36 protein-coding genes are annotated in these 22,555 nt (G+C 44.6%); 6 read left to right on the top strand and 30 right to left on the bottom strand.

Annotated features, from left to right (window positions below; all coding sequences use genetic code 11):
* Positions 1-81 precede the first annotated feature (81 nt).
* Together E4663_RS01680 and E4663_RS01675 are read left to right on the top strand one after the other, a co-directional pair.
* Positions 82-1,992: a beta-glucoside-specific PTS transporter subunit IIABC gene (locus E4663_RS01680; protein WP_135326454.1), complete on the top strand. Its 1,911-nt coding sequence runs from the start codon at positions 82-84 to the stop codon at positions 1,990-1,992.
* Positions 1,993-2,051: 59 nt separating this feature from the next.
* On the top strand, positions 2,052-3,500 hold the full coding sequence (locus tag E4663_RS01675; protein ID WP_135326453.1) for a glycoside hydrolase family 1 protein: 1,449 nt from the start codon (positions 2,052-2,054) through the stop codon (positions 3,498-3,500).
* A 56-nt stretch (positions 3,501-3,556) separates the two neighbouring features.
* Here the strand turns inward: E4663_RS01675 and E4663_RS01670 are convergent, their stop codons facing one another.
* From E4663_RS01670 to E4663_RS01630, 11 genes are all read right to left on the bottom strand, one after another.
* Complete coding sequence (locus E4663_RS01670; RefSeq protein WP_135326452.1) at positions 3,557-4,390, bottom strand: alpha/beta fold hydrolase; 834 nt, start codon at positions 4,388-4,390, stop codon at positions 3,557-3,559.
* A gap of 246 nt (positions 4,391-4,636) precedes the next feature.
* Entirely contained in the window at positions 4,637-4,933 is a 297-nt protein-coding gene (locus E4663_RS01665; protein WP_135326451.1) for a TIGR04104 family putative zinc finger protein, read from the bottom strand.
* A 187-nt stretch (positions 4,934-5,120) separates the two neighbouring features.
* Positions 5,121-5,381, bottom strand: coding sequence for a hypothetical protein (locus E4663_RS01660; protein ID WP_135326450.1), 261 nt, complete (start codon positions 5,379-5,381; stop codon positions 5,121-5,123).
* Between the two features lie 31 nt (positions 5,382-5,412).
* Positions 5,413-5,580, bottom strand: a complete 168-nt coding sequence (locus E4663_RS19680) for a hypothetical protein (protein WP_158290397.1) — start codon at positions 5,578-5,580, stop codon at positions 5,413-5,415.
* A gap of 27 nt (positions 5,581-5,607) precedes the next feature.
* Positions 5,608-6,075, bottom strand: coding sequence for an NUDIX hydrolase (locus E4663_RS01655; RefSeq protein WP_135326449.1), 468 nt, complete (start codon positions 6,073-6,075; stop codon positions 5,608-5,610).
* A 19-nt stretch (positions 6,076-6,094) separates the two neighbouring features.
* Entirely contained in the window at positions 6,095-6,637 is a 543-nt protein-coding gene (locus E4663_RS01650; protein ID WP_135326448.1) for a class I SAM-dependent methyltransferase, read from the bottom strand.
* 33 nt (positions 6,638-6,670) lie between these two features.
* On the bottom strand, positions 6,671-7,027 hold the full coding sequence (locus E4663_RS20310; RefSeq protein WP_338323605.1) for a DUF3267 domain-containing protein: 357 nt from the start codon (positions 7,025-7,027) through the stop codon (positions 6,671-6,673).
* Between the two features lie 6 nt (positions 7,028-7,033).
* Entirely contained in the window at positions 7,034-7,282 is a 249-nt protein-coding gene (locus tag E4663_RS20305) for a hypothetical protein (protein ID WP_338323604.1), read from the bottom strand.
* Positions 7,283-7,312: 30 nt separating this feature from the next.
* The gene (locus E4663_RS01640) at positions 7,313-7,492 is read right to left on the bottom strand and encodes a hypothetical protein (RefSeq protein ID WP_135326447.1); all 180 of its coding nucleotides are present in this window, start codon (positions 7,490-7,492) and stop codon (positions 7,313-7,315) included.
* Between the two features lie 156 nt (positions 7,493-7,648).
* Entirely contained in the window at positions 7,649-8,116 is a 468-nt protein-coding gene (locus tag E4663_RS01635) for an NUDIX hydrolase (protein ID WP_135326446.1), read from the bottom strand.
* 34 nt (positions 8,117-8,150) lie between these two features.
* Entirely contained in the window at positions 8,151-8,570 is a 420-nt protein-coding gene (locus tag E4663_RS01630; RefSeq protein ID WP_135326445.1) for a hypothetical protein, read from the bottom strand.
* A 181-nt stretch (positions 8,571-8,751) separates the two neighbouring features.
* Between E4663_RS01630 and E4663_RS01625 the strand changes: the two genes are divergently transcribed.
* The gene (locus E4663_RS01625) at positions 8,752-10,110 is read left to right on the top strand and encodes a DUF2254 domain-containing protein (protein WP_135326444.1); all 1,359 of its coding nucleotides are present in this window, start codon (positions 8,752-8,754) and stop codon (positions 10,108-10,110) included.
* An 86-nt stretch (positions 10,111-10,196) separates the two neighbouring features.
* Positions 10,197-10,361: a hypothetical protein gene (locus tag E4663_RS19675; RefSeq protein WP_206663471.1), complete on the top strand. Its 165-nt coding sequence runs from the start codon at positions 10,197-10,199 to the stop codon at positions 10,359-10,361.
* Positions 10,362-10,393: 32 nt separating this feature from the next.
* Here the strand turns inward: E4663_RS19675 and E4663_RS01620 are convergent, their stop codons facing one another.
* From E4663_RS01620 to E4663_RS01610, 3 genes are read right to left on the bottom strand one after another with little or no spacing between them, the layout of a single operon-like run.
* Entirely contained in the window at positions 10,394-10,675 is a 282-nt protein-coding gene (locus E4663_RS01620; RefSeq protein WP_135326443.1) for a hypothetical protein, read from the bottom strand.
* Positions 10,676-10,677: 2 nt separating this feature from the next.
* Entirely contained in the window at positions 10,678-11,292 is a 615-nt protein-coding gene (locus E4663_RS01615) for a DUF1700 domain-containing protein (protein ID WP_135326442.1), read from the bottom strand.
* Entirely contained in the window at positions 11,285-11,635 is a 351-nt protein-coding gene (locus E4663_RS01610; RefSeq protein ID WP_135326441.1) for a PadR family transcriptional regulator, read from the bottom strand. The genes E4663_RS01615 and E4663_RS01610 overlap by 8 nt, the downstream gene beginning before the upstream one ends.
* 248 nt (positions 11,636-11,883) lie before the next feature.
* Between E4663_RS01610 and E4663_RS01605 the strand changes: the two genes are divergently transcribed.
* Complete coding sequence (locus tag E4663_RS01605; protein ID WP_135326440.1) at positions 11,884-12,084, top strand: hypothetical protein; 201 nt, start codon at positions 11,884-11,886, stop codon at positions 12,082-12,084.
* A 30-nt stretch (positions 12,085-12,114) separates the two neighbouring features.
* On the opposite strand, the gene E4663_RS01600 is transcribed toward E4663_RS01605, so the two are convergent.
* The 9 genes from E4663_RS01600 to E4663_RS01560 form a co-directional block, all read right to left on the bottom strand.
* Positions 12,115-12,558, bottom strand: a complete 444-nt coding sequence (locus tag E4663_RS01600; protein ID WP_135326439.1) for a GNAT family N-acetyltransferase — start codon at positions 12,556-12,558, stop codon at positions 12,115-12,117.
* 41 nt (positions 12,559-12,599) lie between these two features.
* Positions 12,600-13,622: a phosphotransferase family protein gene (locus E4663_RS01595; protein WP_135326438.1), complete on the bottom strand. Its 1,023-nt coding sequence runs from the start codon at positions 13,620-13,622 to the stop codon at positions 12,600-12,602.
* A gap of 20 nt (positions 13,623-13,642) precedes the next feature.
* Positions 13,643-14,299: a class I SAM-dependent methyltransferase gene (locus E4663_RS01590; protein WP_135326437.1), complete on the bottom strand. Its 657-nt coding sequence runs from the start codon at positions 14,297-14,299 to the stop codon at positions 13,643-13,645.
* A gap of 89 nt (positions 14,300-14,388) precedes the next feature.
* Positions 14,389-14,769, bottom strand: coding sequence for a VOC family protein (locus E4663_RS01585; RefSeq protein ID WP_135326436.1), 381 nt, complete (start codon positions 14,767-14,769; stop codon positions 14,389-14,391).
* 88 nt (positions 14,770-14,857) lie between these two features.
* Positions 14,858-15,847 (bottom strand): S66 family peptidase, encoded by a 990-nt coding sequence (locus E4663_RS01580; RefSeq protein ID WP_135326435.1) that lies wholly within the window; start codon positions 15,845-15,847, stop codon positions 14,858-14,860.
* 11 nt (positions 15,848-15,858) lie between these two features.
* A complete protein-coding gene (locus E4663_RS01575) occupies positions 15,859-16,212 on the bottom strand; it encodes a hypothetical protein (protein ID WP_135326434.1) in 354 nt (117 codons plus the stop codon).
* Between the two features lie 39 nt (positions 16,213-16,251).
* Positions 16,252-16,839 (bottom strand): nucleotidyltransferase family protein, encoded by a 588-nt coding sequence (locus E4663_RS01570; protein WP_135326433.1) that lies wholly within the window; start codon positions 16,837-16,839, stop codon positions 16,252-16,254.
* Complete coding sequence (locus tag E4663_RS01565; protein ID WP_135326432.1) at positions 16,829-17,221, bottom strand: group-specific protein; 393 nt, start codon at positions 17,219-17,221, stop codon at positions 16,829-16,831. The genes E4663_RS01570 and E4663_RS01565 overlap by 11 nt, the downstream gene beginning before the upstream one ends.
* Entirely contained in the window at positions 17,218-17,802 is a 585-nt protein-coding gene (locus E4663_RS01560) for a putative immunity protein (protein ID WP_135326431.1), read from the bottom strand. Before E4663_RS01560 ends, E4663_RS01565 begins: the two co-directional genes overlap by 4 nt.
* A 94-nt stretch (positions 17,803-17,896) precedes the next feature.
* Here E4663_RS01560 and E4663_RS01555 point away from each other — a divergent pair, with 94 nt between their 5' ends.
* Positions 17,897-18,109 (top strand): hypothetical protein, encoded by a 213-nt coding sequence (locus E4663_RS01555; RefSeq protein WP_135326430.1) that lies wholly within the window; start codon positions 17,897-17,899, stop codon positions 18,107-18,109.
* Positions 18,110-18,126: 17 nt separating this feature from the next.
* Here E4663_RS01555 and E4663_RS01550 read toward each other — a convergent pair whose 3' ends face one another.
* The 7 genes from E4663_RS01550 to E4663_RS01520 form a co-directional block, all read right to left on the bottom strand.
* Entirely contained in the window at positions 18,127-18,345 is a 219-nt protein-coding gene (locus E4663_RS01550; protein WP_135326429.1) for a hypothetical protein, read from the bottom strand.
* On the bottom strand, positions 18,324-18,902 hold the full coding sequence (locus E4663_RS01545) for a histidine phosphatase family protein (RefSeq protein WP_135326428.1): 579 nt from the start codon (positions 18,900-18,902) through the stop codon (positions 18,324-18,326). Before E4663_RS01545 ends, E4663_RS01550 begins: the two co-directional genes overlap by 22 nt.
* 66 nt (positions 18,903-18,968) lie before the next feature.
* A complete protein-coding gene (locus E4663_RS01540; protein ID WP_135326427.1) occupies positions 18,969-19,163 on the bottom strand; it encodes a hypothetical protein in 195 nt (64 codons plus the stop codon).
* Between the two features lie 65 nt (positions 19,164-19,228).
* The gene (locus E4663_RS20340; protein WP_421803411.1) at positions 19,229-20,134 is read right to left on the bottom strand and encodes a hypothetical protein; all 906 of its coding nucleotides are present in this window, start codon (positions 20,132-20,134) and stop codon (positions 19,229-19,231) included.
* Between the two features lie 114 nt (positions 20,135-20,248).
* Complete coding sequence (locus tag E4663_RS01530; RefSeq protein ID WP_135326426.1) at positions 20,249-20,707, bottom strand: DinB family protein; 459 nt, start codon at positions 20,705-20,707, stop codon at positions 20,249-20,251.
* A gap of 825 nt (positions 20,708-21,532) precedes the next feature.
* Positions 21,533-22,027 carry a DUF4825 domain-containing protein gene (locus E4663_RS01525; RefSeq protein WP_135326425.1) on the bottom strand — a complete coding sequence of 165 codons (495 nt, stop codon included), beginning with the start codon at positions 22,025-22,027 and terminating at the stop codon, positions 21,533-21,535.
* Positions 22,024-22,551, bottom strand: a complete 528-nt coding sequence (locus E4663_RS01520; RefSeq protein WP_135326424.1) for a GNAT family N-acetyltransferase — start codon at positions 22,549-22,551, stop codon at positions 22,024-22,026. Before E4663_RS01520 ends, E4663_RS01525 begins: the two co-directional genes overlap by 4 nt.
* Positions 22,552-22,555 lie beyond the last annotated feature (4 nt).

The raw sequence follows: 22,555 nt of genomic DNA, 5'->3' as shown, positions 1-22,555 counted from the left end.
TTGAAAGCGCCATCTGTGCGCGTTCACATTAGTTCAGGTTTTTTATTTGCAAAAAATCCAATTCGAAAGCAGGGGTTCACTATGAAATATGAGCAATTAGCCAAAGACACCATAGCCCATGTCGGTGGAAAAGAAAATGTCTCAAGTGTTGTTCATTGTATCACCCGCCTACGTTTCAAATTGAAAGACAAAACAAAAGCCAATACAGAAGCATTGAAAGAGATGGACGAGGTTGTCACAGTCATGGAAAGTGGCGGTCAATATCAGGTAGTCATCGGGAATCATGTCCCGGATGTCTATCAAGCGGTGGTCGAAGTTGGGGGATTCCAGAACCACTCACAGGTCGAAGAGACGGAAGAAAAAGGGAGTCTCTTCAACCGATTCATCGATATCATTTCAAGCATTTTCACTCCTGTACTTGGAGTTTTAGCTGCAACCGGGATGATCAAAGGTTTCAATGCACTCTTTCTCTCCCTTGGACTACTAGAAGAAACGTCCGGTACTTATCAGATTCTAAACGCTACAGGGGACTCGCTGTTTTACTTCTTCCCGATTTTCTTAGGCTATACAGCCAGTAAGAAATTCGGAGGCACCCCGTTCATCGGGATGGCCATCGGGGCTGCGCTTGTCTATCCGACTTTGTCAGATGTGACAGCAACAGAGCCACTCTATACATTATTCTCAGGGACATTGTTTGAATCACCGATCCATATTACATTCCTCGGGATTCCAATCATCTTGATGACGTATTCGACTTCGGTCATTCCGATTATCTTGGCTGCTTTTTTCAGCTCTAAAGTTGAAGCGGTAATGAAGCGAATCATTCCGGATGTCGTGAAGATGTTTCTTGTCCCATTCTGTACCTTGTTAATCGTCGTGCCACTCACGTTCCTGATCATCGGTCCGATTGCGACATGGGCCGGTCAAATTATCGGCGCAGCTTCTGTTGGTATCTTCAGTCTTAGCCCAATCATTGCAGGAATCTTCTTAGGAGCTTTATGGCAAGTCTTCGTTATATTCGGCCTTCACTGGGGTCTTGTCCCTGTCGCCATCAACAATATAACCGTTAATGGATCAGATCCGATTCTCGCAATGATGTTCGCAGCATCCTTCGCACAAACCGGAGCCGTTCTAGGTGTTTGGTTGAAAACAAGAAAGCAAAAGCTGAAAACCTTGAGCATTCCTGCATTTATATCTGGTGTATTCGGGGTAACAGAACCTGCCATTTACGGGGTCACGTTACCACTTAAACGACCTTTCATCATCAGTTGTATCGCTGCAGGAATCGGTGGAGCAATCCTTGGAGCGTTCGGTACCGAAGGCTTTATTATCGGAGGACTAGGCATATTTGGAATCCCATCATATATCAGCCCTACAGAAGGGTTGAACTTCGCCTTTTGGGGATCGATCGTATCCATCGTCGTTGCCTTCATTCTCGGATTCGTGCTGACCTACCTGTTCGGTGGGGTCAATCGTGAAGAGAAGAAAGACGAAACGACAGAAAGAAAACCTGTCGATGCTGGAAAGACAAATGTGAAAGTTGAAGAAAACCTTGTCATCGCAAGCCCTCTTAAAGGGGAGGTCATTCCGCTCGAAGAGATCAGTGACGGAGCATTCGCCTCCGGAGCGCTCGGAAGCGGTGTTGCCATCGAACCAACAGAAGGAAAGCTTTACGCTCCCGTATCCGGAAAAGTTTCTGCGTTATTTCCTACAAATCACGCCATCGGCCTACTGACCGATGATGGGGCTGAGCTTCTGATTCATATCGGAATGGATACGGTTCAATTGAATGGAAAACATTTCACCAACCATGTCCACCAAGGAGATGTGGTCGAACAAGGTCAGCTGCTCATCGAGTTCGATATTGATGCCATCAAGAACGATGGGTATGCCGTCACTACTCCCGTTGTCGTCACCAATCAAGTACCGTTAGAACTGATGACGACGAACCAAACGAAGCTGCAAGCTGGAGATATGTTGATGCAAGCCTGAATAATCGGAGCGGGGCTCTACCCCCGCTCTTAAAATCAAATCTATTGGAGGACGACACTATGACAACCAAAACAAAAACAAGATTCCCACAAAACTTCTTATGGGGCGGCGCAACCGCAGCCAACCAGATGGAAGGTGGATTCCACGAAGGAAATAAAGGACTGAATATTGCGGACGTTCTTCCGGGAGGAAAGCAAAGGTTGAACATCTTATCTGAGCCTGGCTTCGATTTCGAAATCGACAAAGATCAATACTCGTACCCGAACCACGAAGGAATCGACTTCTATCATAAATATAAGGAAGATATCGCACTATTTGCGGAAATGGGTTTCAAATCCTTCCGCCTGTCGATCGCTTGGACGCGCATTTTTCCAAACGGCGATGAAGAAGAGCCGAACGAGGAGGGCCTCGCCTTCTATGACCGAGTGTTTGATGAGCTGAACAAACATGGGATTGAACCTGTCGTAACCATCTCCCACTACGAGATGCCGCTTAATCTTGTAAAACATTACGGTGGTTGGAGAAGTCGCGAGGTTATCACCTTTTTTGAACGGTATGTTCACGCGATCTTCAACCGCTATAAAGACAAAGTAAAGTACTGGATGACCTTCAATGAAATCAATAGCGGACTGATGATGCCGATCATGGGTCTCGGCTTCTCCATTCAAAAGGAAGAAGACAAGTATCAACCGACTTTCCAAGCGTTCCATCACCAGTTCGTAGCAAGCAGCCTTGCCGTCAAGGCGTGTCATGAAATCATTCCTGATGCAAAGATTGGCTGCATGATCATCTTCGCACCGGTCTATGCTTACGACAGCAATCCCGAAAACCAGTTGCATGCATTGCAGGAAGAGCGACTATTCAACTACTACTGTGCGGATGTCCAAGTGAGAGGTGAATACTCTCCTTTCATGAAACGTTACTTTGAGAAACATGATATAGAGCTCGACATCCAAGACGGAGACCTGGAACTGTTGAAAGAGAATACCGTCGACTACATCGCTTTCAGCTACTATATGTCCCGCACAGAGAAAAAACAGAAAACGGCAGACGACCAAGTAAAAGGCAATATCATGTCTGGAGTAAAGAATCCCTTCCTAGAGGCTAGTGACTGGGGATGGGAAATTGATCCGACCGGACTCCGCATATCGCTGAATAAGCTTTACGAGCGCTACCAAGTCCCTCTCTTCGTCGTAGAAAATGGACTCGGTGCTTATGATGAAATGGAAGAAGACGGATCCATCAACGATGACTATCGTATTGACTATTTACGCGAACACATCAAAGCAATGCGAAGTGCAATCGATGAAGACGGTGTCGAGATGATGGGTTACACAAGCTGGGGATGCATCGATTTGGTCAGTGCTTCTACTGGTGAAATGTCGAAACGATATGGCTACATTTATGTTGATAAGCATGATGACGGAAGCGGCTCATTAGAGCGAAGTAGAAAAAAATCTTTCTATTGGTACAAGAATGTAATTGAATCTAATGGAGAAGAACTCTAAGAAAAATTCTTTATGACAGGCTGCCATTCTGGTGGCCTGTCTTTAGTTAAATCACCTTACCACCTCTCCTTTATCTCCCTGATTACAACCTCCGGATCATCCCCGTGCAACATATGCGACACGCCGGGCACGACCTTCACCTCCACACCCGTCCTCCGCTCAAAAATACGTGCATTCAAACTTCTATCCGCTTCCCTGGATTCAGGCAACGTAGCTCGTAGAAGCACCATATCCAAAGACCGAGGAAGCTCTTCATAGATATCATCCGTTTCATCCTTGTGCATCGCCCTTATGATGTTGCCACCTGTCACTCCTCTCGCATGCCAGTAGTATTTCCCGTTCTTAATTAATGCTAGATCCCTTGCGGCAGTCAGAAGCGATGGGGTTCTTCTCGATTCACCGAAAACAGCGACATCGAGGAACTCGTCCCAAGTGTCCACGTGCTCTTCAAAGTCCTTTTCCTGAAAGGCCGCTTCCTCTTCCATCGACACTCCAGACCGTCGCTTCGTTTGGTATCCTCCGTCGATCAGGATAGCGCCGAGCACTTTTTCTGCATATCGGTTTAGATAAAAAAGCGATACGAAGCTCCCCCACGAATGCGATAAGAAATAGAAGTTATCGATTTCCAACACCTTTATCAAGCGATCCAACCAATCTGCCAGAATCGGCATTTCGTATTTTTCTGAGTGAGGAAAAGCAGCTGTCTTCCCATGGCCGGGCGCATCGATGCTGATAATCCGATAATCATTCTCCAGTGCTTCCGCTATTTCAATGAAACTGAGACTCGTACTGCCCAATCCGTGCAAACAAAAAATGATCGGCTTATCCACTCTTCCCCAATCCGTTACATGCACATCGATCTCGCCAACTTGAAGAAAATACCTTTTCACAACCATCATCTCCTTATTAAAATGGAACACAAAAAACCGCAGAGAGTTACCCTGCGGTTCCAAAGAGAAAATAGCCCGTAGAGTAAAAATCAATCGGCATACGAAATAAGCATACTAAGATGCTCTTATTCGAAATGCTGGAATTGATTCTTCACTCGTTCCCAATCATAGAAAAGTTCATGTACAGCAAACTTCTTCTATGTCGGACTACTTCACCTATCCTTTTATTGTGTTGCTATTACTATATCATACGTTCTGTTCGCTTGCCTGTTTATAGTTCGCTACGAATGGTGTGAGCATAAGCCCTAGCACATAAATCAATAGACCAACCGCAATCGTAAGACCGTTGCTTTTGAAAGGGGTCAAGAAGAGCCCAAATACCATGAACGGAACCACTGTCATTGAAGTTACTGCTATTCTAGACGGAAAAGTGATTTTATGTTCACAACCACACGATTTGCAATGGGTCGATCCATAAGAAAGGATATTATTAAATAACTCTCCCCAGTGGAACGATCTATGGCAGCAGTCGCATTTCGTCATTCCTTCACCACCTCTCCCTTTTTATCGACTAGTTTCCCCCATAGATAATCTATGAATAATGCGCCACCTAGCAGAAGCGGAAACCCGACAATAATGTACGTCATATTTCTAGGTATCTCCCACACACTGCTTAGATAGCTAAATAGAAACATCCATAGAAAGATAAACACATACTTCCCCCAACGCTTCATGGTTTACCATCCGTCAGGAAGTTGACGAGATATCCAGCGAACATGAATAGGAAAAAGCTGAACAACATTATGACGTTCGATACGACCAACCAGTACTTTTTGATCAAGATAGAAAAAGTTATGCCGATCGGTGCTATGATGAAAGTTGCCATCCAAAGTGGACTGGCGACTTGAAAAATGATATTCGGAATCCACACCGCCAGACAGACGACTAAACTCGTAATCGCAATCGTTTTAAATAATTTTTCTTTATCCATAGTATCCTCCTCCCACTACCATACAGCCTGTCTAATCTGATGAATGTCTGCCTTGAATGATGAAATAGAGGAAAGGAAAGACGAAAATAGATACAAGCAGGAATTCAAACAAACCCGTCCAAGCCACGTGGTCCCTGAATAGGGAAGAAGCTATAAAATAAAGCAAGACTCCCAACAAGTAACCGCCTACTAGTTTCATTGCTATACCCCTTTCCACACCATCTCATTACCCGACAATCGGAATCTGTTTTTTTGATAAAAGGTCCTTCACCAGCATTTCGTGATCATCGAAGATCGGTACCGGAAGCTCATCTAACGGGAAGAATGCGTTCTGAACCGATTCTTCGTTGCTTTCCACCAGTTCCCCTTTGTATCGCTTGCAGATAAACGATACAAGGACCAGCGCCGCTTCATCGCCGTTCGGAAACGTTTTGTCGTACTCGGGACCTGAGTATATGCCGAACAACTCCAGCTCTTGCATTTCAATCCCCGTCTCCTCTAACACCTCTCTCTTAGCGGTATCTTCAAGGCTCTCTCCCAGTTCCATGAATCCACCGGGAAATCCCCACTGGCCGTTGTCGGAGCGCTTTTGCATAAGGACATGGTTGGCTTCATCGAAAATGAATGCTCCTGAAACGACCATGATCACTTTCTCTTTGCCTACCATTGAGCGTAACTTTTGTATGTAATCCATTGAAATCCTCTCTTCTCTGCTAAACTTGCTTGACCGCGTCGACAATCAGGGAAACAAAGCCTAATTCTCCATTTGCATTGCGATGATCAAACCGCTTTGAACGATAAATATATCCTTGCTCTTCGTCCCAGTCGTTATAGACGAACTCGCCATCTTCTGTGCAATACTCGAGCAAATGCACGTCGAATCCGGCCGCTTCGAACATGGAACAGAGCGTCTTATAGTTATGTACAATCTTATGACTCGCAGCAGGGTGACAGGCTGGACCTGGACCTCCGACTTGGACTCCCGCCTGGTAGTCTTCATCCGGGAAGTAGCCATCCGGAACCGCACAGCGGATATAGCCGCCTGGTTTCAAATAGGTAAAGCAGTTTGAAGCTGCCTCCACCCCTTCATCATAAGTCAGGTGCTCCCATACATGTTCTGCTAGCAAAGCATCGATGGAGTTCTCATCAAACTTCCGCTTCCAGTCATCTGCTTTCAATAAATCCAACTCGGACTCCTGTGTTTCCAACCATCCTGGATTATTCGAATGTTCTCCAGCTCCAATCACTACTTTTATAAAATCGCCCTCCCTTCCTGTTCAACGTGTCTATTACGGTTTAAGCTTCCAATATGTTTTCGTTCCATTATTCTTCAAAACAGCCGCCTTCGGTACTTGAGTCAGTAACAGAATCAGGTTCAAGATATCAACGGATGATGCCATAGCATTGATGAGGATCAAAACTTTTAACAGAGGGGTCAGAATCCCCAACAGCCCTAATGTGATAGGCAACAAAATCGAAAGAATGACAAACGGAGCGACCGTTACGAGAAGGTACCTTGATTTAGCAATCGACTCTTCCGTCAGTACATAACCCCCGAAATACGTAAGACCGATATACGTCTTATCCGACTTGATAAAATTCGGCACGAACACCAGGTGCAGCAATTCATGTATTACGATAAGCAACAGCACTCATAGGAATACCAGCAAGTTGAGGGTGATTTGGATTGAATCATTAGAAAATCCGAACTCCTCAAGCGTGAAGGGGGAAAAAGCCTGGATCACGCCTATGGTTATGATCAGGTTCAATAACATAAGCGGAATGGAGAAGAAGGTAGCGGTCATCACACTCTTTGGCTCTCTCATCGGGGACCACCCATCTTCCAAAAGACTTCTATCCAGTCGTTCATCCGTTTCCGGTATTCTGTTCTGTACTTTCATCAGGCTCCTCCTCTAAGGGTACTGGCACCATCACTTTTCACGTGGTAGATAATACCGCGCATTCGCAAAAAATATAGAACCGAAGAAAAACAACATGACGACAGCCCAACTGGCAATCGCTGAATACTCGCCGTCAAAGATGAACTCACTTGTCAATGTAACCACGACCATCATCGCCATCAAGATAAACATTCCCCACACATATTTCATTCCTCATCCCTCCTTTTAGCGTCCATGGAACGCCTACGCATAGCAACATTACCGCATCTGGGTACCAGAGTGATTGTTGATGACCATAGCAATCGTCCAGGGATTCGCCCCTTGATACATCACAATACGTTTCCCCATTCCGAACGTTTCATAGGTTCAAAGTATTTTTAAATCCTTTAAAGGTGTTCGCCGTGCGAAGTGTTTCTCGATCGAGCGGAGCACGTCATCGTTCCCCGGCAGCGAAACCGTTTCGACCGCTTCATCAAACGTCGTCCATATGTATTCCGAATGTTCGTCATTCAGCTCGACTTCCTGATTTTCGCTAACGAATCCGACAAAGACAGGAGCCATATAAATATAGTTCTGCCCAGGCGAATAGATGCGGTCGAATTGATTCGACGCGTAGAGGGAGAGGTCTGTGATCCCCGTCTCTTCTTCTATTTCGCGGATTGCCGCCTGCCACGCCGTTTCTCCTTCCTCGATTGCTCCTCCAATGTAACACCATACGTCGTGCAAGACTTTTGCATTACGTTTCAGAAGAAGAACGTTGTACGATTCCGCTTCTTTTTTCAACAAGATGACTGCGATGCCTGTGCACCGGACCGGTACTTCTACATTCCCCATCAAGACCACTCTCCTTTTTTTAACATCAGAAATTCTATGCCGGGAGCATGAAACCGAAGTAATACAACATGAACCCAGCGACATATAACGTTTCCGCGACCAGTACATACCAATCCAGCTTCGAATCCTGTATTTCATTCAAACTATGAAACAGGATATAGACCCGCAGCGTCACTAAGATCAGCGATAAGATAATCAGGAGGAAACTCCCTGTGATCACGGCTGCCAGCAGATAGATGAGCCACTTGAAGATGAAGGCACCCACAAGTTTGGCGCCGAGCAGCTGCCATTTACTCAATTGCATAAGTTGGTTTTCGTTCACGCTTCTGAGATTCTCTTTATTTTTCTTGTACTCAAACAGAGACCCCAGATTATTCATTAATAAAAAAAGACTGAATACGAACAAGTAAATGTCTTCTGTCGTCCATTCTAGGATTGCGGTGAAGCTCAACACCTCCGACTTTTAGCACATATGTAATTACCATATTCTATCATTTTTGTTAATCTAGTGAAATATGACTGGGAGTTGTTCTTTGCGAGTACAGACATTTTTTCCAATTTAAAGAAACCTGGTTAAGTGGTCCATCTTTGTGGAATCAGAATCAAATAACGATTTCACACTTAGGAGGGAAACCATGCAAAAACCGGCAATATCAAAATACTTTCATATGACAAAAAGAGAACGCCGTATCGAACTTAACCAGACTTTGTGGCTCATGCCGCTCCGTTACATTCTAGTTGCCATCCTTCTTTCAGGCTTAAGTGTTATGATGGATGTCTTTTGGGATGTACATAGATATTTACCTGACTCGATGGTATTCACAGGGGAAGCGACAAGACTCCTGGTAACGACGTTGATAGGCGGAGTGTTGACGCTGAGTGCCTTCACTATCAACTCCTTGCTGGTTGCGCTAACGACGTTGAGCGGCCAGTTCTCCTCGAGGATGCTGTTGAACTTCATCAGCGTTCCCCCTACACAACACGTGATGGGGATCTTCAACGGTACCTTCATTTATGTCTTACTCAACATCCTGTTTCTTAGTAATAACGGGAATGAAGCTTACTTCATCATCCCTGTCGGTTCCGTCGTCGTCACTTTCGTCGCCGCTATTACGTTCGTTTACTTTGTGAACCATGTGTCCACTTGGCTACAGGTGCATAACATCTCTTCTAATATGAAGAGCACGACCTCCCGCACCATTCGGACGTCGCTTGTGGAGGAGATCGGGAAGCACCGGGCTGAGGGGGAATACATCGATAAAATCACCGAACGGAAAGGACCGAAAACGATCTACTCCGGTGTCTCGGGGCATTTGCAATCTGTTAACTTTTCCAAAATAGTTGAAGAAGCATGTAAGGATAACATTGTCATCAAACTGAGGGCGTCGATCGGACAGTACATACTCGAAGACACGCCTCTATTCGATTATTGGGAAGACGGGAACAACTTCCGGGAGAAAAAATATAAGCAACTCGTACGTGTGGACGAGAAGAAAACGGAGATTCAAGATCTGGAGTATGGGTTGGAGAAACTGGTTGAAGTCTCCGTTAAAGCGCTCGGAAACAATGACCCGCTCACGGTCAACAATACGCTCTATCAGATCACCGATCTACTGAAGGAAATCAGCCGCGCTACCAGTTTCTCACCGATATTAGTGGACAGCCAAAACCACGTGCGCCTGAAGCTGATGCACGAAGACTTCGACTACTTCCTGTTCAAAAGCTACGGCTACATCCGGGAATATGCTGGAGAGAACTCTACGGTAATTATCACCATTCTCGAAATGCTCGGTCTGCTTGCACAGGCCACGGACAATCACGAGAAGATCTGGGAGTTTGCCGAAGAGACGGTGAAAGGGTTCAGGGAACACACGATGTACCGTTCGAACGGTGATTATGTGCTGGAACACCTCTATGAAGTGGCTCGGCATACAGGTCAAATGGAAGCATACTCCGACTCACAAGAGCTCCTGACACCAAGCATTCAATACTGATGGATAAGTTTTGTCGAATAGATAGGAAATTCTTTTCCAGTTGTTGAAATAGTTAAGATAACCCGTCACTACCGAAAAAGGAGATGATGCAAATGACAGCAGGAGAAATGATGCCGATTTTCATTCTCGTATCGATTTTTGTACTAGTAACTTTACTAGTCGTCACATCGATTATCGTCGTGAAATATTTCAAATCGAAAAATGACTCTTCGACGGAACAGGAGATCACGGAGGGGAATGGACAAAAATAAGAAGCCGACACTAGATGTCGGCTTCTCTTTTTCTATTCCACAACATAAGGGGAAAAGCGGGTAATCAATAAATAGATCCCTAAATCCACAGCAGTCAACCATTTGTGACCTTCTAACAGATTATTCACAAGCCCGTACAATGACCTTACCACCCAGAAAAGAATGAACAGCCACCAGCCAACGGAATCATTGGTATAGTCTTCATCCAAAAAGAATTTAAAGATACCGATGATGAGGGCGACGAGGATGATATTGGTTGCTATTCTTAAAGGTTTATTCGTTCTGTTCTCTTTTTCCTCGGAAACACTCAACATTACTAATCAATCACTACCTTGCTGTGGCTAAGGTACACATTCCTTAGCGCGATGTATGTTGCGAGCCAAACGAGTAGATAGCAAGCGAGATAAACCAAGTTGAACGTACTCAGGTCGCCTGATTGCATGATGTCGATGGAAAACAAGCCGAATGGGATAGCGAGGACTGGGATCATGATCCGGCCGACTTGCTTAAGTATATCTCCCCTTCTAGTAGTCAGCCTGTCTTTGTAATAACCGAATAACGCACTAGCCGCAACGATGAATTGCAGCAAGAACGGTACGAACAATCCGATATCGATGTCATCAAAGATGAAAGGGAGAGCGAGTGCACCGAACGGAGCGACGACTGACGTCACGGTGATGCCGAACCAGTAATCGGGATTTTCGAATGACGTTTTCTGTACACGGTTTTGCTCTTCTTTCAGAATGTCCTGACTGAGCTGTTCTGGAGAAAGGAAAGAATTGACGATCTCTTGTTCAGACTTCCCTTCTTCTGCAGCTGCTTCCATCAGGTGATCTCTGATTTCGTTCAGATGCACCCGCCTTTCATTAGCAGGTAACTCCCTTAACTTATCTTCCAGCTGACTCAAGTAATCTTCTATGGTATTATGCATTCCCTTTTCCTCCTTCCGCTTTCAGATGTTCCAGAAACGAGTAGACGCTTTGAAACTCCTGCCAGCGAGCTTCTAAGATCTCCTGCCCCGTTTCCGTGACATAATAATACTTCCTGTTCCTTCCCTCATACTCTTCCTTATAAGAATCGATCCACTTGTTGGCACTCATCCTTCTCAATATAGGATAGATGGAGCCGTCCGCTATCGGAAAACTGCTGTCTTCCTGAAGCCGTTTCGTGATTTGATATCCGTACATAGCGTCCTTATTAAGAAGTAGTAAAATCGCTAATTCGAATGTTCCTTTTCTTAACTGTGTATACCATTTGTCATTTTTTGTATCCATACCCACATATTATATTACTGATACATATGTGTCAATGACACATATGAAGATAGTAAAAATCCCTGCACCTTTGTTCGGTGCATGGATTTAATAAATGCTAACTTACACAAAGGATATTTTCTTTTTGATTACGATTATTCATTAAGGTGACGTCAGAAGCTTACCTAGCTACAGAACTATCTGCAAAATGAATTTTTTGGTAAAATGGATTAAGATAAGTTATACCTAACGAGATCGGAGGGGAAAAGATGAATTGGGTTGTTATTAAAGACCTCAAAGTGGCTTTAGGATTTTCACTAGCTTTCATCGCAGGTATAGCTGCCATACTTTTGGCAATTGGCGACAATGACTTTTTTGTAGTCCTTCTGCTCTTTGCACAAGCTTTCACTATACTTAGTGTAGGTAGAGCTAGTAAACTTACAACGATTGATAAAAGCAATACTAGATGATGCAAGGAACTCAGAACGATTAAAATGTTTTTAGAGTTCCATCTTCATCTCTATCTCCTTATCATCTTCTACTATACTAGTGAATCCAACCTTCTCATAGACACGGATGGCAGCTTTGTTGCTCGCGTCTACGACCAATTCTACAACATCTATGTTCGAGTCGTAGTACTGCACTCCGAATGCAATTCCTTGCCTGACATAGTCAGCTCCTGATCCTTTCCCCACTAAATCAGGTCTCAGAGCCAACCCTATTTCCAACCTATTTCCTTTCAAGTTGAACTCGAATAAACCGACTGGCTCACCGTCCCTCATAGCAACGAAACCGTCACAACCAGCAGGACCCTTCAAACTCTTGTCTTTCTCATATGACTCGATATATGGAGTCATCATCACTTCTTCTGCAAAGCCACTGAAATCCCAATCATCGATTTCTTTAACATACTCCATCGTGATCGGTGTAAATTCAAAATGCATGTAATCCCTCCTTCTCCCTTCTTACTTTCTTCAAGTATGATTTACCTTTTCATAAACTTCTCATCCAATTTGGATTGGACCTTTTCAAACAATTTCCATTCAGATACCGTCCTCAGAAGTAGGGCCTTAAGATCATTCACTCTATTTTCTCCACAAGTTTCTCTATTCAACAAGTCGCACAAGGCAATTAAATCGAGCAACTTCGCCTTCTTCAACCACTCAGGAGGCAATTGCCCACCTTGCTTACGGTACCCTACAATAAAAGGACGCATCAGCTTTGGATCCGTCACCTCTTCATATCGCAGCATGTTCCCAATATCCATCAATGGCGATCCGCTCATCGCGTATTCCCAGTCAAGCACGCCACTTATCGCGGTCTTTCCATCCTTTTCTCCCACCAGCACGTTCAGCGGATTGAAGTCACTGTGTACCAGCGTGTTCTGATTCTCGAGATGATTGAGCAAATGTCCTTGCGTCTTGGCAAAGTCCCAGACCCTATGACACAGTGCTGCGCCGATATGTTTCTCAGCATATCCGCTGAAGAGAAGTTCTTCTATGAACGCTAGAAACGATGACTCTTCGGTCTCGAAAGCCTGTTTGACTTGTAGCTTTCCGTTCAGGAGGCCTGCCCCCGGAAATTTAAAGGCATGAATGTTTGCAAGGGTTCTTCCTACCGTCTCAGCAGCCTCCTCAATTTGTGAGGATTGGTCCTTGTATATGACTTCGGACAATTGTTCTCCTTCTACCCAGCTCAACAGTAAGAAGGCGTGCTCTAAAACGGATTCTGATGTTCCGTAATAAAGCACACGTGGCACTGGCACTTTCCCTTTAAGAAACTTAAGGATTCCCCGCTCCTTTTCCATCGTTTCGTCCTGGGCATTATAAATACGCAGAACGTACCTCTCCCGAGCAGTCGTGATTTTGATATTGGTATTATTCAATCCTCCGCTTAAGACTTGCTGACTGAGGAGCTCCTCGTTTTTCAAGAAAGGATTCAGAACCTGCTGCACTGTCTCTAGATTAGGGGTAATCCATGCATTCGATCGTTCCCATCCCGCTTTCATGCGGACACCTCCTCAAGACTTCACTTTCTAACGAACATCTCTATCGTACTGTGGTAATGTGGTTCTCCGTGACTCACATCCAACAAGTAAGTCTCCGAAGCCTTGATGGTTTGATAGCCTTCGAAGTGACTTTCCAATTCATTCTTCGTAAAAAAGTGGACATACGAATCCGATCTCGGGCGATAGAAGGTAGATTCCGTCACCTGTTGGGACTTCTGCCTATTCACCTCGAAACCAGGGTCGTTCCGGTCGAAAGCTTGGATGTATAAAAGACCGCCTTCGATCAACCCTTTCTTCGCTTTGTCTAAGATATGTTCAATTTCATCATCCCTAAAAAAGTTCAGCACGTTCGCCAGAATGATCAAGGAATACGCATTCTCCTCTACTTCATAGCTGATGAGGTCACTCACTTCCGCTTTGATGGCAAGCCCATATTCTTCTGCATAAACCAACGACCTATCCACAGCTGTCTCTGAGATATCGATTCCTTCTGCCTCAAACCCTTTGGCCGCAAAATAAAGCGCATTCCTTCCTTCTCCCATTCCGAGGTCCAATACCCTCCCGTTACTGTCGACTAAGCTTTCATAGTCGACCAAAGTACCAACCGGCTTCAACCCCCATAACGTGTCGTCTTCCTTCGCATAGCGTTGTTCCCACAACCCTTTATTCCCTTGCATAATTCATACTCCTCTATGTACTTATATTGGACTGCCTGTTCCGAACTATGGAAAAAGCCAGCATGGAAGGCTGGCTTTATTTCGTTCTATTATTCGCCTTGGTCCATGACAGCAAAATAGTTGTTTTCGTTGTCCGCAAAATTGAACACTCTGCCAGACGGCATTCCAACGATTTCCCCAACTGTAATCTCCTTGTTCTTCAAATCACTATGAAGCTGATCGAAATCCTTCGTATAGAACATCAAGGATGGTGTATCGAGGTTCACCCCTGGAGACATTTTGGAAACAACTTCTTTATCATGAAGCACAATCGTCGTCTCGGCCCCTTCTTGTGGAGCAACCTCGATCCACTTCATTCCTTCCATCTCTTCTCTCGCTGTCACCACGAACCCCAATTTCTCTGTCCAAAATAGCTTCGCTTCGTCTTGGTTTTCGACATATAACATGATTTGACCAACTTTAGTGAACAAGTTTCTCCACTCCTTTTAAGGTATCTTCTATACCTTCTCCAGGTTGCTCGAGAAACCCTTTTTCTTTATTAGGTAAGGATGAATGCTCTCACAGCCATCCCTCTATGCACTGAACCGTTTTCGCTGTCGTGTCTATCCTTACTTTCTTTCCAATCGCAAAAGGGTGCATGGGGTGAGTATGGCATGTATCGAACTCTGCTAAAATAGGTATGTCTTTACCGTCTAACTGCTCTAACAGCAGATCGACTGGTTTCTTACCTGTGCCTAGATCATCATAAGCTTCATGCTTGCCGAGAATGATACCCGAAACTTTCTCAAAAATGCCGTGCACGTTAAGCATCGCGAAATTCTTTTCCACTACAGATGCATTCTTCGCACAATCTTCTAATAGAAGAACATCCCCCTCTTCAATGTCCGGAAAGAAATCACTTCCGATGAATCCATACATGGCATTCACATTTCCGCCGATCAGCCTACCCTCCGCTGTTCCATTGTTCCTCGAAATCCACTCGTTGTTATACAGCGTTTTTTCTTTCGTTTTGTCCAGCCAATTGACCGGCTCATCAGACCAATATGTCGGCATCGGAACTCCATAAGGTACTTCCACATCCCGCACGAAGTAGTTTTCGAAATATCGATAGGTATCGTTAACGAGTGGCTCGAACTCTCCAAAGGAAGGGATGAGAGCTGGACCATAATAAGTAGTCACATTCGTCTTTTGATAAAGTGCAAGAAGAATTGCTGTTGCGTCAGAGTAGCCTACCACAATCTTCGGGTTTTTCTTAAATGTCTCGTAATCTATGTAAGGCAACAAGCTGTTGGAGTTCGTCCCGCCTATCGTAGACATGACCATCTTTATATCTGGGTCTTGAAGCAATTCATTCAGTTCATCAGCACGTTTTCTTGGCGTACCCGACCGATAAGCGTCTTCTTTTCCTGTCAGCTTTCCTTCTACTAGAACGAATCCTTTACTCTCTAGAAAGGATTTCGCTCGTTCAAATCTTTGTTTTGCTGTAACCGTTGCTGGTGTCGATGGAGTGAAAATACCGATTTTATCCCCTTGTTTCAACCGTAGCATAAATGAACCAACTACCTTTCCTCTTCTATATTGACATACCGATACTCAGATGGTTTTACTTTCCTATCATTAATAAAATAGAAGATAAAATAACTCAGAAACAATATCACCAAATAAAACAGCTCAGGATATTGGGTTGTAAAACCTTCCAAACGCGGGTCACCCACATGAAAAATGTCAAAAAGGAAATTCGTCAACATGAATAGGATGACCGTCGCCCAGCTCTGGATAACGGCCTTCTGTTTGATCCATTCTTTCCTAGCATTCTCTTTCGGTTTGAAAATGAATCCTTCACTACCAGATAACCAACCGACAACAACCAGCCAGATGATCGGCACTGCTATGTATGTCAAAAATAAACTCATTTCTATCGCTCCTTCCGATATGTAATTATGAAAAAAACGTCAATTACTGGGATAGATAAACTCCCCATCATGGCCGAACACCTTTAACCCATCCCATTTTTCAACCCAATTCTTCTTGCCAACTCGGTTCTTATAAACTCCTATTCTCTTTTCCGAAGCATAAACAGGAGTCGGTCTCACTTCCAATCGGATGACATCCTCGACTCCCCAAGGCGCTGCCAATTCGAGGTCATCCTTCTCATTCAGCTTAACTCCTAAAGCCGTTACGGTTTCCGGGAAATGAGCGATTCCGTCGATGGAAGAAAAGTAGGGTGGCATATCACTAATTACATGCATCCTCGCTTGGTTTTTGACGGACCAAGGAGTTTCCGGCACAAGAGACCGCAGCTTCGCTTCCAGCTTTTTCTCCTCCGATTCACGTATGTCTCCTGAGTCAAAGTAGATGACATCAATATCCGGCAAAGGAGTCCGAGCACGAAAACCATGCATAACGTCCCAGATTTTCGATCGGACGAACCCGGCACTTATCCACCAATCCGGCAGGTCCAAGGTTTTCACAGCTTCCAGTTTGTCCATCATCCATCTGTCTTGCCTAATTGCTTCTAAAATGTCTCTCTCATTCTTCATTTTCTATCACCCTTGCAATCAACTCATCCATCAAACCTGTACACGGCTCTATTTCCGTCACGTGATAAAACGTGGTCGTCGATTCAAAGTCATCCATTTGGCCATCCGGTGCATGGAGAAAAATCTTCTTTCCTAGCCCGAGTGCTATGCCGAATTCGATATGGCTCCCTTTCCCCGCTGGTAATAACACGATGAGGAAGTCCGCATCTGTGACCGCTTCTTTTTCCAAATTTCCAATTGCCCGCAGATCGTCTGAAGTAGAAGCCCGCTCATTCCGTGTCCAATCGTAAGTTTGTGCAAACCCTTGTCGCTTTAATTCCTCTTGGACGTAGCGGACCTTGTCTTTGTTTTGAAAACTTGAGGCTACATAGAATTTCTTCATTTCCGCTCCTTCTCACTCCGTAATTTTTCTTTATTCGGTTTGCTGTCATCTAATAAAAACCTAGCCCAGTCCCAGCCCTGATTATCGGTATTCTCTTGCCAGTACAGCAACCGATCATAGTAATCATCTATCTTGGCACGGACCGGCACTTCAAACTCATCTTTGCCATATTCATGGACGAGAGACGTGAGCTCATACGTCGGTAATCCCAGGGCATGTGTTTCCACATGGACCGTAGCTCCTGCATGGCCAATGGCTTGACTCAAGAGCCCGTACTCGATGTCGTCCAGTTCCTTCGCCACGGCATGAGCATCCAGTATTGCCCGTTTTGCTTTTGGCATTTTCACTTGCCCTCTCGCCCATTTCTCGCAAAGCTCTAGACAAATCCGAGGCCGCTGTTCATCTGGATACTTCGCTTCGAATTTATCCAAGGATGCCTGCGCAGAGTCTAGTGCCCACAAGACGAGCGTCCGATGCTTCTGCTCTTGGATCAATTTCTTCAACTCTTGCAAGCATAGACTGTCTCGTGTGAAGAGCAGTTTATTCTTCTTTTTCATTTTCATTTCAACGTCTGCAAACATTCGTCATTCCTCCTTAGTCGATGGTTTTGACACCTTCCATAACGTTGGGTAGAATAAGGTACTCTGACAACAAACGAAAAGGTGGTGGTTGAAAGTGGATAAGAGTATATCTGATTTAATGGAAGCGAAGCGGCAAATAGATTCCACGCTTCATAAATTGAGAGAGACGATCAAAACATTCGAGGCAAAAGAGAACCCCGACCGATATAAGTCTCAGATCACCTTGGCGAAAAGGCGGATCAAAGCATTCGAGATTTCCGTCGATTTGATCGAGCGGGAGATACGGACCCTTGGTGCAGACAACTGAAGAAGGGCACTCCCTTTCTAGAGGTTCGTGGGCGGTTCACGGAAGAGGTCCCTTTTCTTCATGTACTCGACCGCCTTCTTCACCGCACAACCAGGCTCTTTCGTATGAGAGCAATCCGAAAACTTGCAGCTCTTGGACAAATCAATTACATCCTGAAATCCTTCTTCTGACGATGCATCAAAACCTACTATGTCCTTCAGCTTCTTTTGGAACGTTATGGCGTTTCCCCTATCCATAATCTCTGGACATCGATCAATTTCTTCTCATGGAACTCCATCCGGTAAATATCCGGTTTTGTCGTGCTGTACAGGAATTCCAGATCATACTTCTCATCAAAATTTCCCATAATTAATGTCATTACAGCCCCGTGGGTTCCGACGACCACCTTTTCACCTTGGAAAGTGTCCAGTAATTCCCTCAACACATCGACGGCTCTCCTCTGACACTCCGCGTTCGATTCTCCTCCATCTACAAAGAAATCAGGATCTTCGAATGACTTTTCCAAGATGGGAGCTAGTTCCCGGTCCGGTATCCTTGTCTCATCAGAAACAAACTTTCTTTCTCTCAAATCCTCCCGAACCAGCACTTCCAGATGGAACTGCTGAGCTGTTTTCTCGACTGTAATCACTGAACGTTTATAAGGGCTCGAAACTACTACGTCGATTGCCTCTGTTTTTAATGTAGCGGCGACCAGATCGGTATCTTTGGAACCTTGTTCCGTTAATCCTCTCGTTCTTTCATTGCCTTCTTTCGGAGATTCTCCGTGCCTCACCATATAAATGAACGTACTCATCCTCATCCCTCTTTTCCTCTTCAGCGAACTAAAAAAATGAACCCCCATCGTTCGGGGATTCCATCCTTAGTATTTACTTATCTCTCCACCTAAAGAAACGATGCCGACAACGGACATTCCGATAAGGAAAATACCAAGTGCCAAGAAACTCATTTGTATAAATTTCCTGACCAAGCTGCGTTGTTTGAATCCTTTGATGGTCAATAAACTAGCCAGAACAAGCAGAATTCCAGTTAACAGAACGTGTCCGATCTTAACCACCTCTTTATTATGGAATGATTGATTCAGTTGGAAAATCTTGTTGATACGAGCATATCATAAGTAGACTATTTGTGATCGTTCAACAATTGAATAAGTCCGATCACTTCTTGATCATCGCCCGTATCAATCGGAACGAGCTTCGTCTGGTCGATAATTTCCTTATAAAAATCTTCCCCCGCAGGATATTTCCCATCCCATCGCAACGGAACATTGTACACGTTGATCGTGCCGTCTCCATTACCACTGTACGTCACAGACCCATCCACCAAACGGGACCCTGCCAGTTGGATGACATCCTCAGGGTAGCTGGCACTCGTCTCATCATCCGGATTCAACTTTTCTCCTGCTGGGATGTGCCATACATTCAATTCGTCAATGTCCTGGTTTGCGCCTAACTGCAACCAGACGCGCGCGTATTCAATCTGTTCAGTCGTATATTCAGACAAAGACTCTTTCGCTTGTTTCTCGCTATTTTCGAAATCCTGAATCAGCGTAACGGTTGCATCCCCATTGTAAGAAACCCAGCTGACAGAATCGACGCGACTCTGTTCCTGCCTTTCTGGCAACTCCTCCATGATCCGCTCCGCCGTGTCAAACAGAGCTTCAACTTCCTCGTTGAGCTCCCCATTTGCGTATTGAAGTTGCTTTTCCATTTCAAGACTGTACGCTTCTGTATCCGGTAAAAGCTTTACAGTATAGTTCAGCACACCGGACTCGCTTTCCCATTCGTCGGTTTCATAATGCATCTGGTCGATCTTGTATTGCTCGTTCAAGTATGTATCGATATCCTTTTCTTGTTCTGCTACGTCTTTCTCTTCCTCTCCAGTTTCTGAAGATTGATCTTCTGCCGGCTCGGTAATATCTGTTTGTTCAACTTCTTCGTTTTGCGTTGCTTCCCCTTCCGCCTGCTGGCAGCCGGTCACCATCATCTGCAAGGCGAATATGGACGCTATCAATGTAAGTTTTTTCATCCTCTTCCCATCCTTTATACACTATGTAGAGTTACAACCTTATCTTACCATAAAATGGTTATGGGAGAACTCAACAAAAAAAGCTGACTAATCTGGTTAGTCAGCTTCTTCCTTTTACACTTCCGTATTAGATTTCAGCGCTTTGATGGTACCAGTATGTACCCCTTCATGGTACATTGTGAAATTGAGGATTTCTCCAACCGTCGGCAAGGATAGGAACGCTTTCGCCGCTTCCTCCTCCAACTGCCCTTCCAGCGTTTCCTTCAGTTTCGCGGGCTGTGCTTCAAGCTCCTGCTTCAACTCAGCAAGAGTAGGAATATCCCCCTGCCAATCAGCGGGTTCGGTTCCTGGTGCGAATAATTCAATATAGTGGGATGGTGTTTCGACTGGCTTGCCACCGAACCTCGCCATCAAGGAGTTTTGTACGACGATAATGTGACCTAAGTTCCAGCGGATTGTGTTGCTGAACCCTTCCGGTTGTTGGTCCGCCTGCTCTTCTGTGACGCCTTCGATCGTTTTCAATGTTGCTTGTCTGACCATGTTGATCTGCTTAAAAATCTGTTCTTCGTTCATATTTTCCTCTCCCTTCCTATCTAATATTCTAGCTTTCAGGCTCTATACGCTCAACTATACGGCTTGAACTAAGACCACAGGGTTACCAATCTACTATTTCAATAACGATCAGAAAAAAATTTCTCTTTTTCAAGAATCCGGAGACCACCGGATCCACTAAAAGGGTGAATGAATTCGAACATCTAATCATTGCCTTGCAACAAGACTATTTATGGGTATTCCTTACATTTTTGGGGTATACTTATTTATTCATATGGTAGATTCTTTTTTATTCAGATTCAGAAGAGAATGGTAACTAGAGATTGTTATAGCTTCAAATATTGCATTCTTTTAAGTGAACATAGCAGAATATAGAAAAGTGTGCGGGAGGGAATAGTCATCCAAGATAAACTAAAGTATATCTTTTATTACGTAGTGTGTATTTTCATCATTCAGTGGGGTGTAGGCCTATGGACAGGAAACGGACTGAATTGGTCGACTTTCATTGGCTTGTGCGTAGGAACGATCATTGGGATCCTTCTACTAGAACTTCTTAAGAAAGCCTTCAGAAAAAGTCAAAAGTAGAATGTTAATACATAAAAAAAGACCGATTGCTCGGTCCTTTTTTTATCTATAACCTCAACTTTAGTATGACACTACTTCCTACGTGTAAGCCTGTCTATTATAAACCTAGTCACCGTATACGCGGAGAGAACGATCACTGCCCATATAAGAAAGGACGACAAACGACCGTCAAAAAACAGAAAATAGGCAAGCACTAACAAACCTAAGATGATCGCAATCTGAATGACACGTTTAAAAAGACTGTTATTCAAAGAAATCCCCCTATTTCATTTCTCCACTCAGTAGTTCCTTCACCTTTTCCTCATCTCCCGTTGACTCCTCGATAAGCTCATTCAATTCTTCTTCGTTATCGATGTCGTTCCATCCGACTCCGTACCAAGCCTGTAATTCTTCCCTTGTCAGTTCATACGTTTCTTCTTCGCCCATCGCTTCGAATTCAAACCGGACCCACTCTGCGTTCTGTAGCAAGGTGAATAAATAAGAAGCATTGTGAATGGCTACTTCTTCTGCATCGCCTGCCGCTTCTGTCCAATCATACGTTGCAATAACGCCGTAAGGTTCTTCTTTCGTTTGAAGTTCGACTCCAGTGAAGTTCTCTGCTCCTTTTCCATTCATAATCGCACGGACCACGGCGCTATTGTCTCCTACATACGAGCCCTGATAATCGAACAGATCCTCGCTCACTTCACTTGCATTCGCCTGACACCCAGTCAATAAAAGTCCTGAAATCACAATACCAATCACCCATCGTCTCACTTTCGTCTGCCCCCTTCTTGGTCATAGGAAGAATAAATATGTACTTCGATACCATCCATGTCTACTTCACGGTCGAAATCCATTCCGATTTTTTCCGCGACTCGTATGGATGCTTTGTTACCAGGCTGAATTAATGAAATCAGCCGCTCCTTACCTAGTATTCTATGTCCATACTCTCTCAAAGTTTGCGCCGCTTCTGTTGCATACCCATTTCCCCAGTGGTCCCTGGAAATCCAGTAACCCACCTCGAGCTCCTCGACTCCATCAATAGTCTGCGGTACCAATCCGGCGTGCCCGATCAAGGTAAGGTCCTGCTTGTTTTCTAATACCATCAATCCCATATCAGGCCCACGACCGTACGTGCTATTAATCCAATTCCAAAAGTCACGGGCATCCTGCTCGTCTTTTGTCTGTCCTTTACCTATGTATCGGACCATTTCTTGATCCGACAGCAAAGACCATAGGAATCCGAAATCATCGTCGTTATACTTCCGGAACGTCAATCTTCTCGACTCGATCGTCATTTCA

Source organism: Halobacillus salinus (assembly GCF_004684905.1).
Taxonomy (GTDB): Bacteria; Bacillota; Bacilli; order Bacillales; family Halobacillaceae; genus Halobacillus; species Halobacillus salinus.
This window is presented reverse-complemented; position numbering and strand designations above follow the sequence as displayed.

Bases quoted from the DNA above. Each gene is read 5' to 3' on its own strand.
- E4663_RS01545 (WP_135326428.1), bottom strand. From the start codon at position 18,902: ATGAGTACGTTCATTTATATGGTGAGGCACGGAGAATCTCCGAAAGAA.
- E4663_RS01560 (WP_135326431.1), bottom strand. From the start codon at position 17,802: ATGTTTGCAGACGTTGAAATGAAAATGAAAAAGAAGAATAAACTGCTC.
- E4663_RS01550 (WP_135326429.1), bottom strand. From the start codon at position 18,345: ATGGATAGGGGAAACGCCATAACGTTCCAAAAGAAGCTGAAGGACATA.
- E4663_RS01605 (WP_135326440.1), top strand. From the start codon at position 11,884: ATGAATTGGGTTGTTATTAAAGACCTCAAAGTGGCTTTAGGATTTTCA.
- E4663_RS20340 (WP_421803411.1), bottom strand. From the start codon at position 20,134: ATGAAAAAACTTACATTGATAGCGTCCATATTCGCCTTGCAGATGATG.
- E4663_RS01635 (WP_135326446.1), bottom strand. From the start codon at position 8,116: ATGGGGAATGTAGAAGTACCGGTCCGGTGCACAGGCATCGCAGTCATC.
- E4663_RS01625 (WP_135326444.1), top strand. From the start codon at position 8,752: ATGCAAAAACCGGCAATATCAAAATACTTTCATATGACAAAAAGAGAA.
- E4663_RS01610 (WP_135326441.1), bottom strand. From the start codon at position 11,635: ATGGATACAAAAAATGACAAATGGTATACACAGTTAAGAAAAGGAACA.
- E4663_RS01640 (WP_135326447.1), bottom strand. From the start codon at position 7,492: ATGAAATATGTGTGGGGAATGTTTATCTTGATGGCGATGATGGTCGTG.
- E4663_RS01565 (WP_135326432.1), bottom strand. From the start codon at position 17,221: ATGAAGAAATTCTATGTAGCCTCAAGTTTTCAAAACAAAGACAAGGTC.
- E4663_RS01530 (WP_135326426.1), bottom strand. From the start codon at position 20,707: ATGAACGAAGAACAGATTTTTAAGCAGATCAACATGGTCAGACAAGCA.
- E4663_RS01595 (WP_135326438.1), bottom strand. From the start codon at position 13,622: ATGAAAGCGGGATGGGAACGATCGAATGCATGGATTACCCCTAATCTA.
- E4663_RS19680 (WP_158290397.1), bottom strand. From the start codon at position 5,580: ATGAAACTAGTAGGCGGTTACTTGTTGGGAGTCTTGCTTTATTTTATA.
- E4663_RS01660 (WP_135326450.1), bottom strand. From the start codon at position 5,381: ATGGATAAAGAAAAATTATTTAAAACGATTGCGATTACGAGTTTAGTC.
- E4663_RS01575 (WP_135326434.1), bottom strand. From the start codon at position 16,212: ATGAGTTTATTTTTGACATACATAGCAGTGCCGATCATCTGGCTGGTT.
- E4663_RS19675 (WP_206663471.1), top strand. From the start codon at position 10,197: ATGCAAATGACAGCAGGAGAAATGATGCCGATTTTCATTCTCGTATCG.
- E4663_RS01570 (WP_135326433.1), bottom strand. From the start codon at position 16,839: ATGAAGAATGAGAGAGACATTTTAGAAGCAATTAGGCAAGACAGATGG.
- E4663_RS01665 (WP_135326451.1), bottom strand. From the start codon at position 4,933: ATGACGAAATGCGACTGCTGCCATAGATCGTTCCACTGGGGAGAGTTA.
- E4663_RS01590 (WP_135326437.1), bottom strand. From the start codon at position 14,299: ATGCAAGGGAATAAAGGGTTGTGGGAACAACGCTATGCGAAGGAAGAC.
- E4663_RS01675 (WP_135326453.1), top strand. From the start codon at position 2,052: ATGACAACCAAAACAAAAACAAGATTCCCACAAAACTTCTTATGGGGC.
- E4663_RS01680 (WP_135326454.1), top strand. From the start codon at position 82: ATGAAATATGAGCAATTAGCCAAAGACACCATAGCCCATGTCGGTGGA.
- E4663_RS01600 (WP_135326439.1), bottom strand. From the start codon at position 12,558: ATGCATTTTGAATTTACACCGATCACGATGGAGTATGTTAAAGAAATC.
- E4663_RS20305 (WP_338323604.1), bottom strand. From the start codon at position 7,282: ATGAAAGTACAGAACAGAATACCGGAAACGGATGAACGACTGGATAGA.
- E4663_RS01580 (WP_135326435.1), bottom strand. From the start codon at position 15,847: ATGCTACGGTTGAAACAAGGGGATAAAATCGGTATTTTCACTCCATCG.
- E4663_RS01615 (WP_135326442.1), bottom strand. From the start codon at position 11,292: ATGCATAATACCATAGAAGATTACTTGAGTCAGCTGGAAGATAAGTTA.
- E4663_RS01520 (WP_135326424.1), bottom strand. From the start codon at position 22,551: ATGACGATCGAGTCGAGAAGATTGACGTTCCGGAAGTATAACGACGAT.
- E4663_RS01620 (WP_135326443.1), bottom strand. From the start codon at position 10,675: ATGTTGAGTGTTTCCGAGGAAAAAGAGAACAGAACGAATAAACCTTTA.
- E4663_RS01655 (WP_135326449.1), bottom strand. From the start codon at position 6,075: ATGGATTACATACAAAAGTTACGCTCAATGGTAGGCAAAGAGAAAGTG.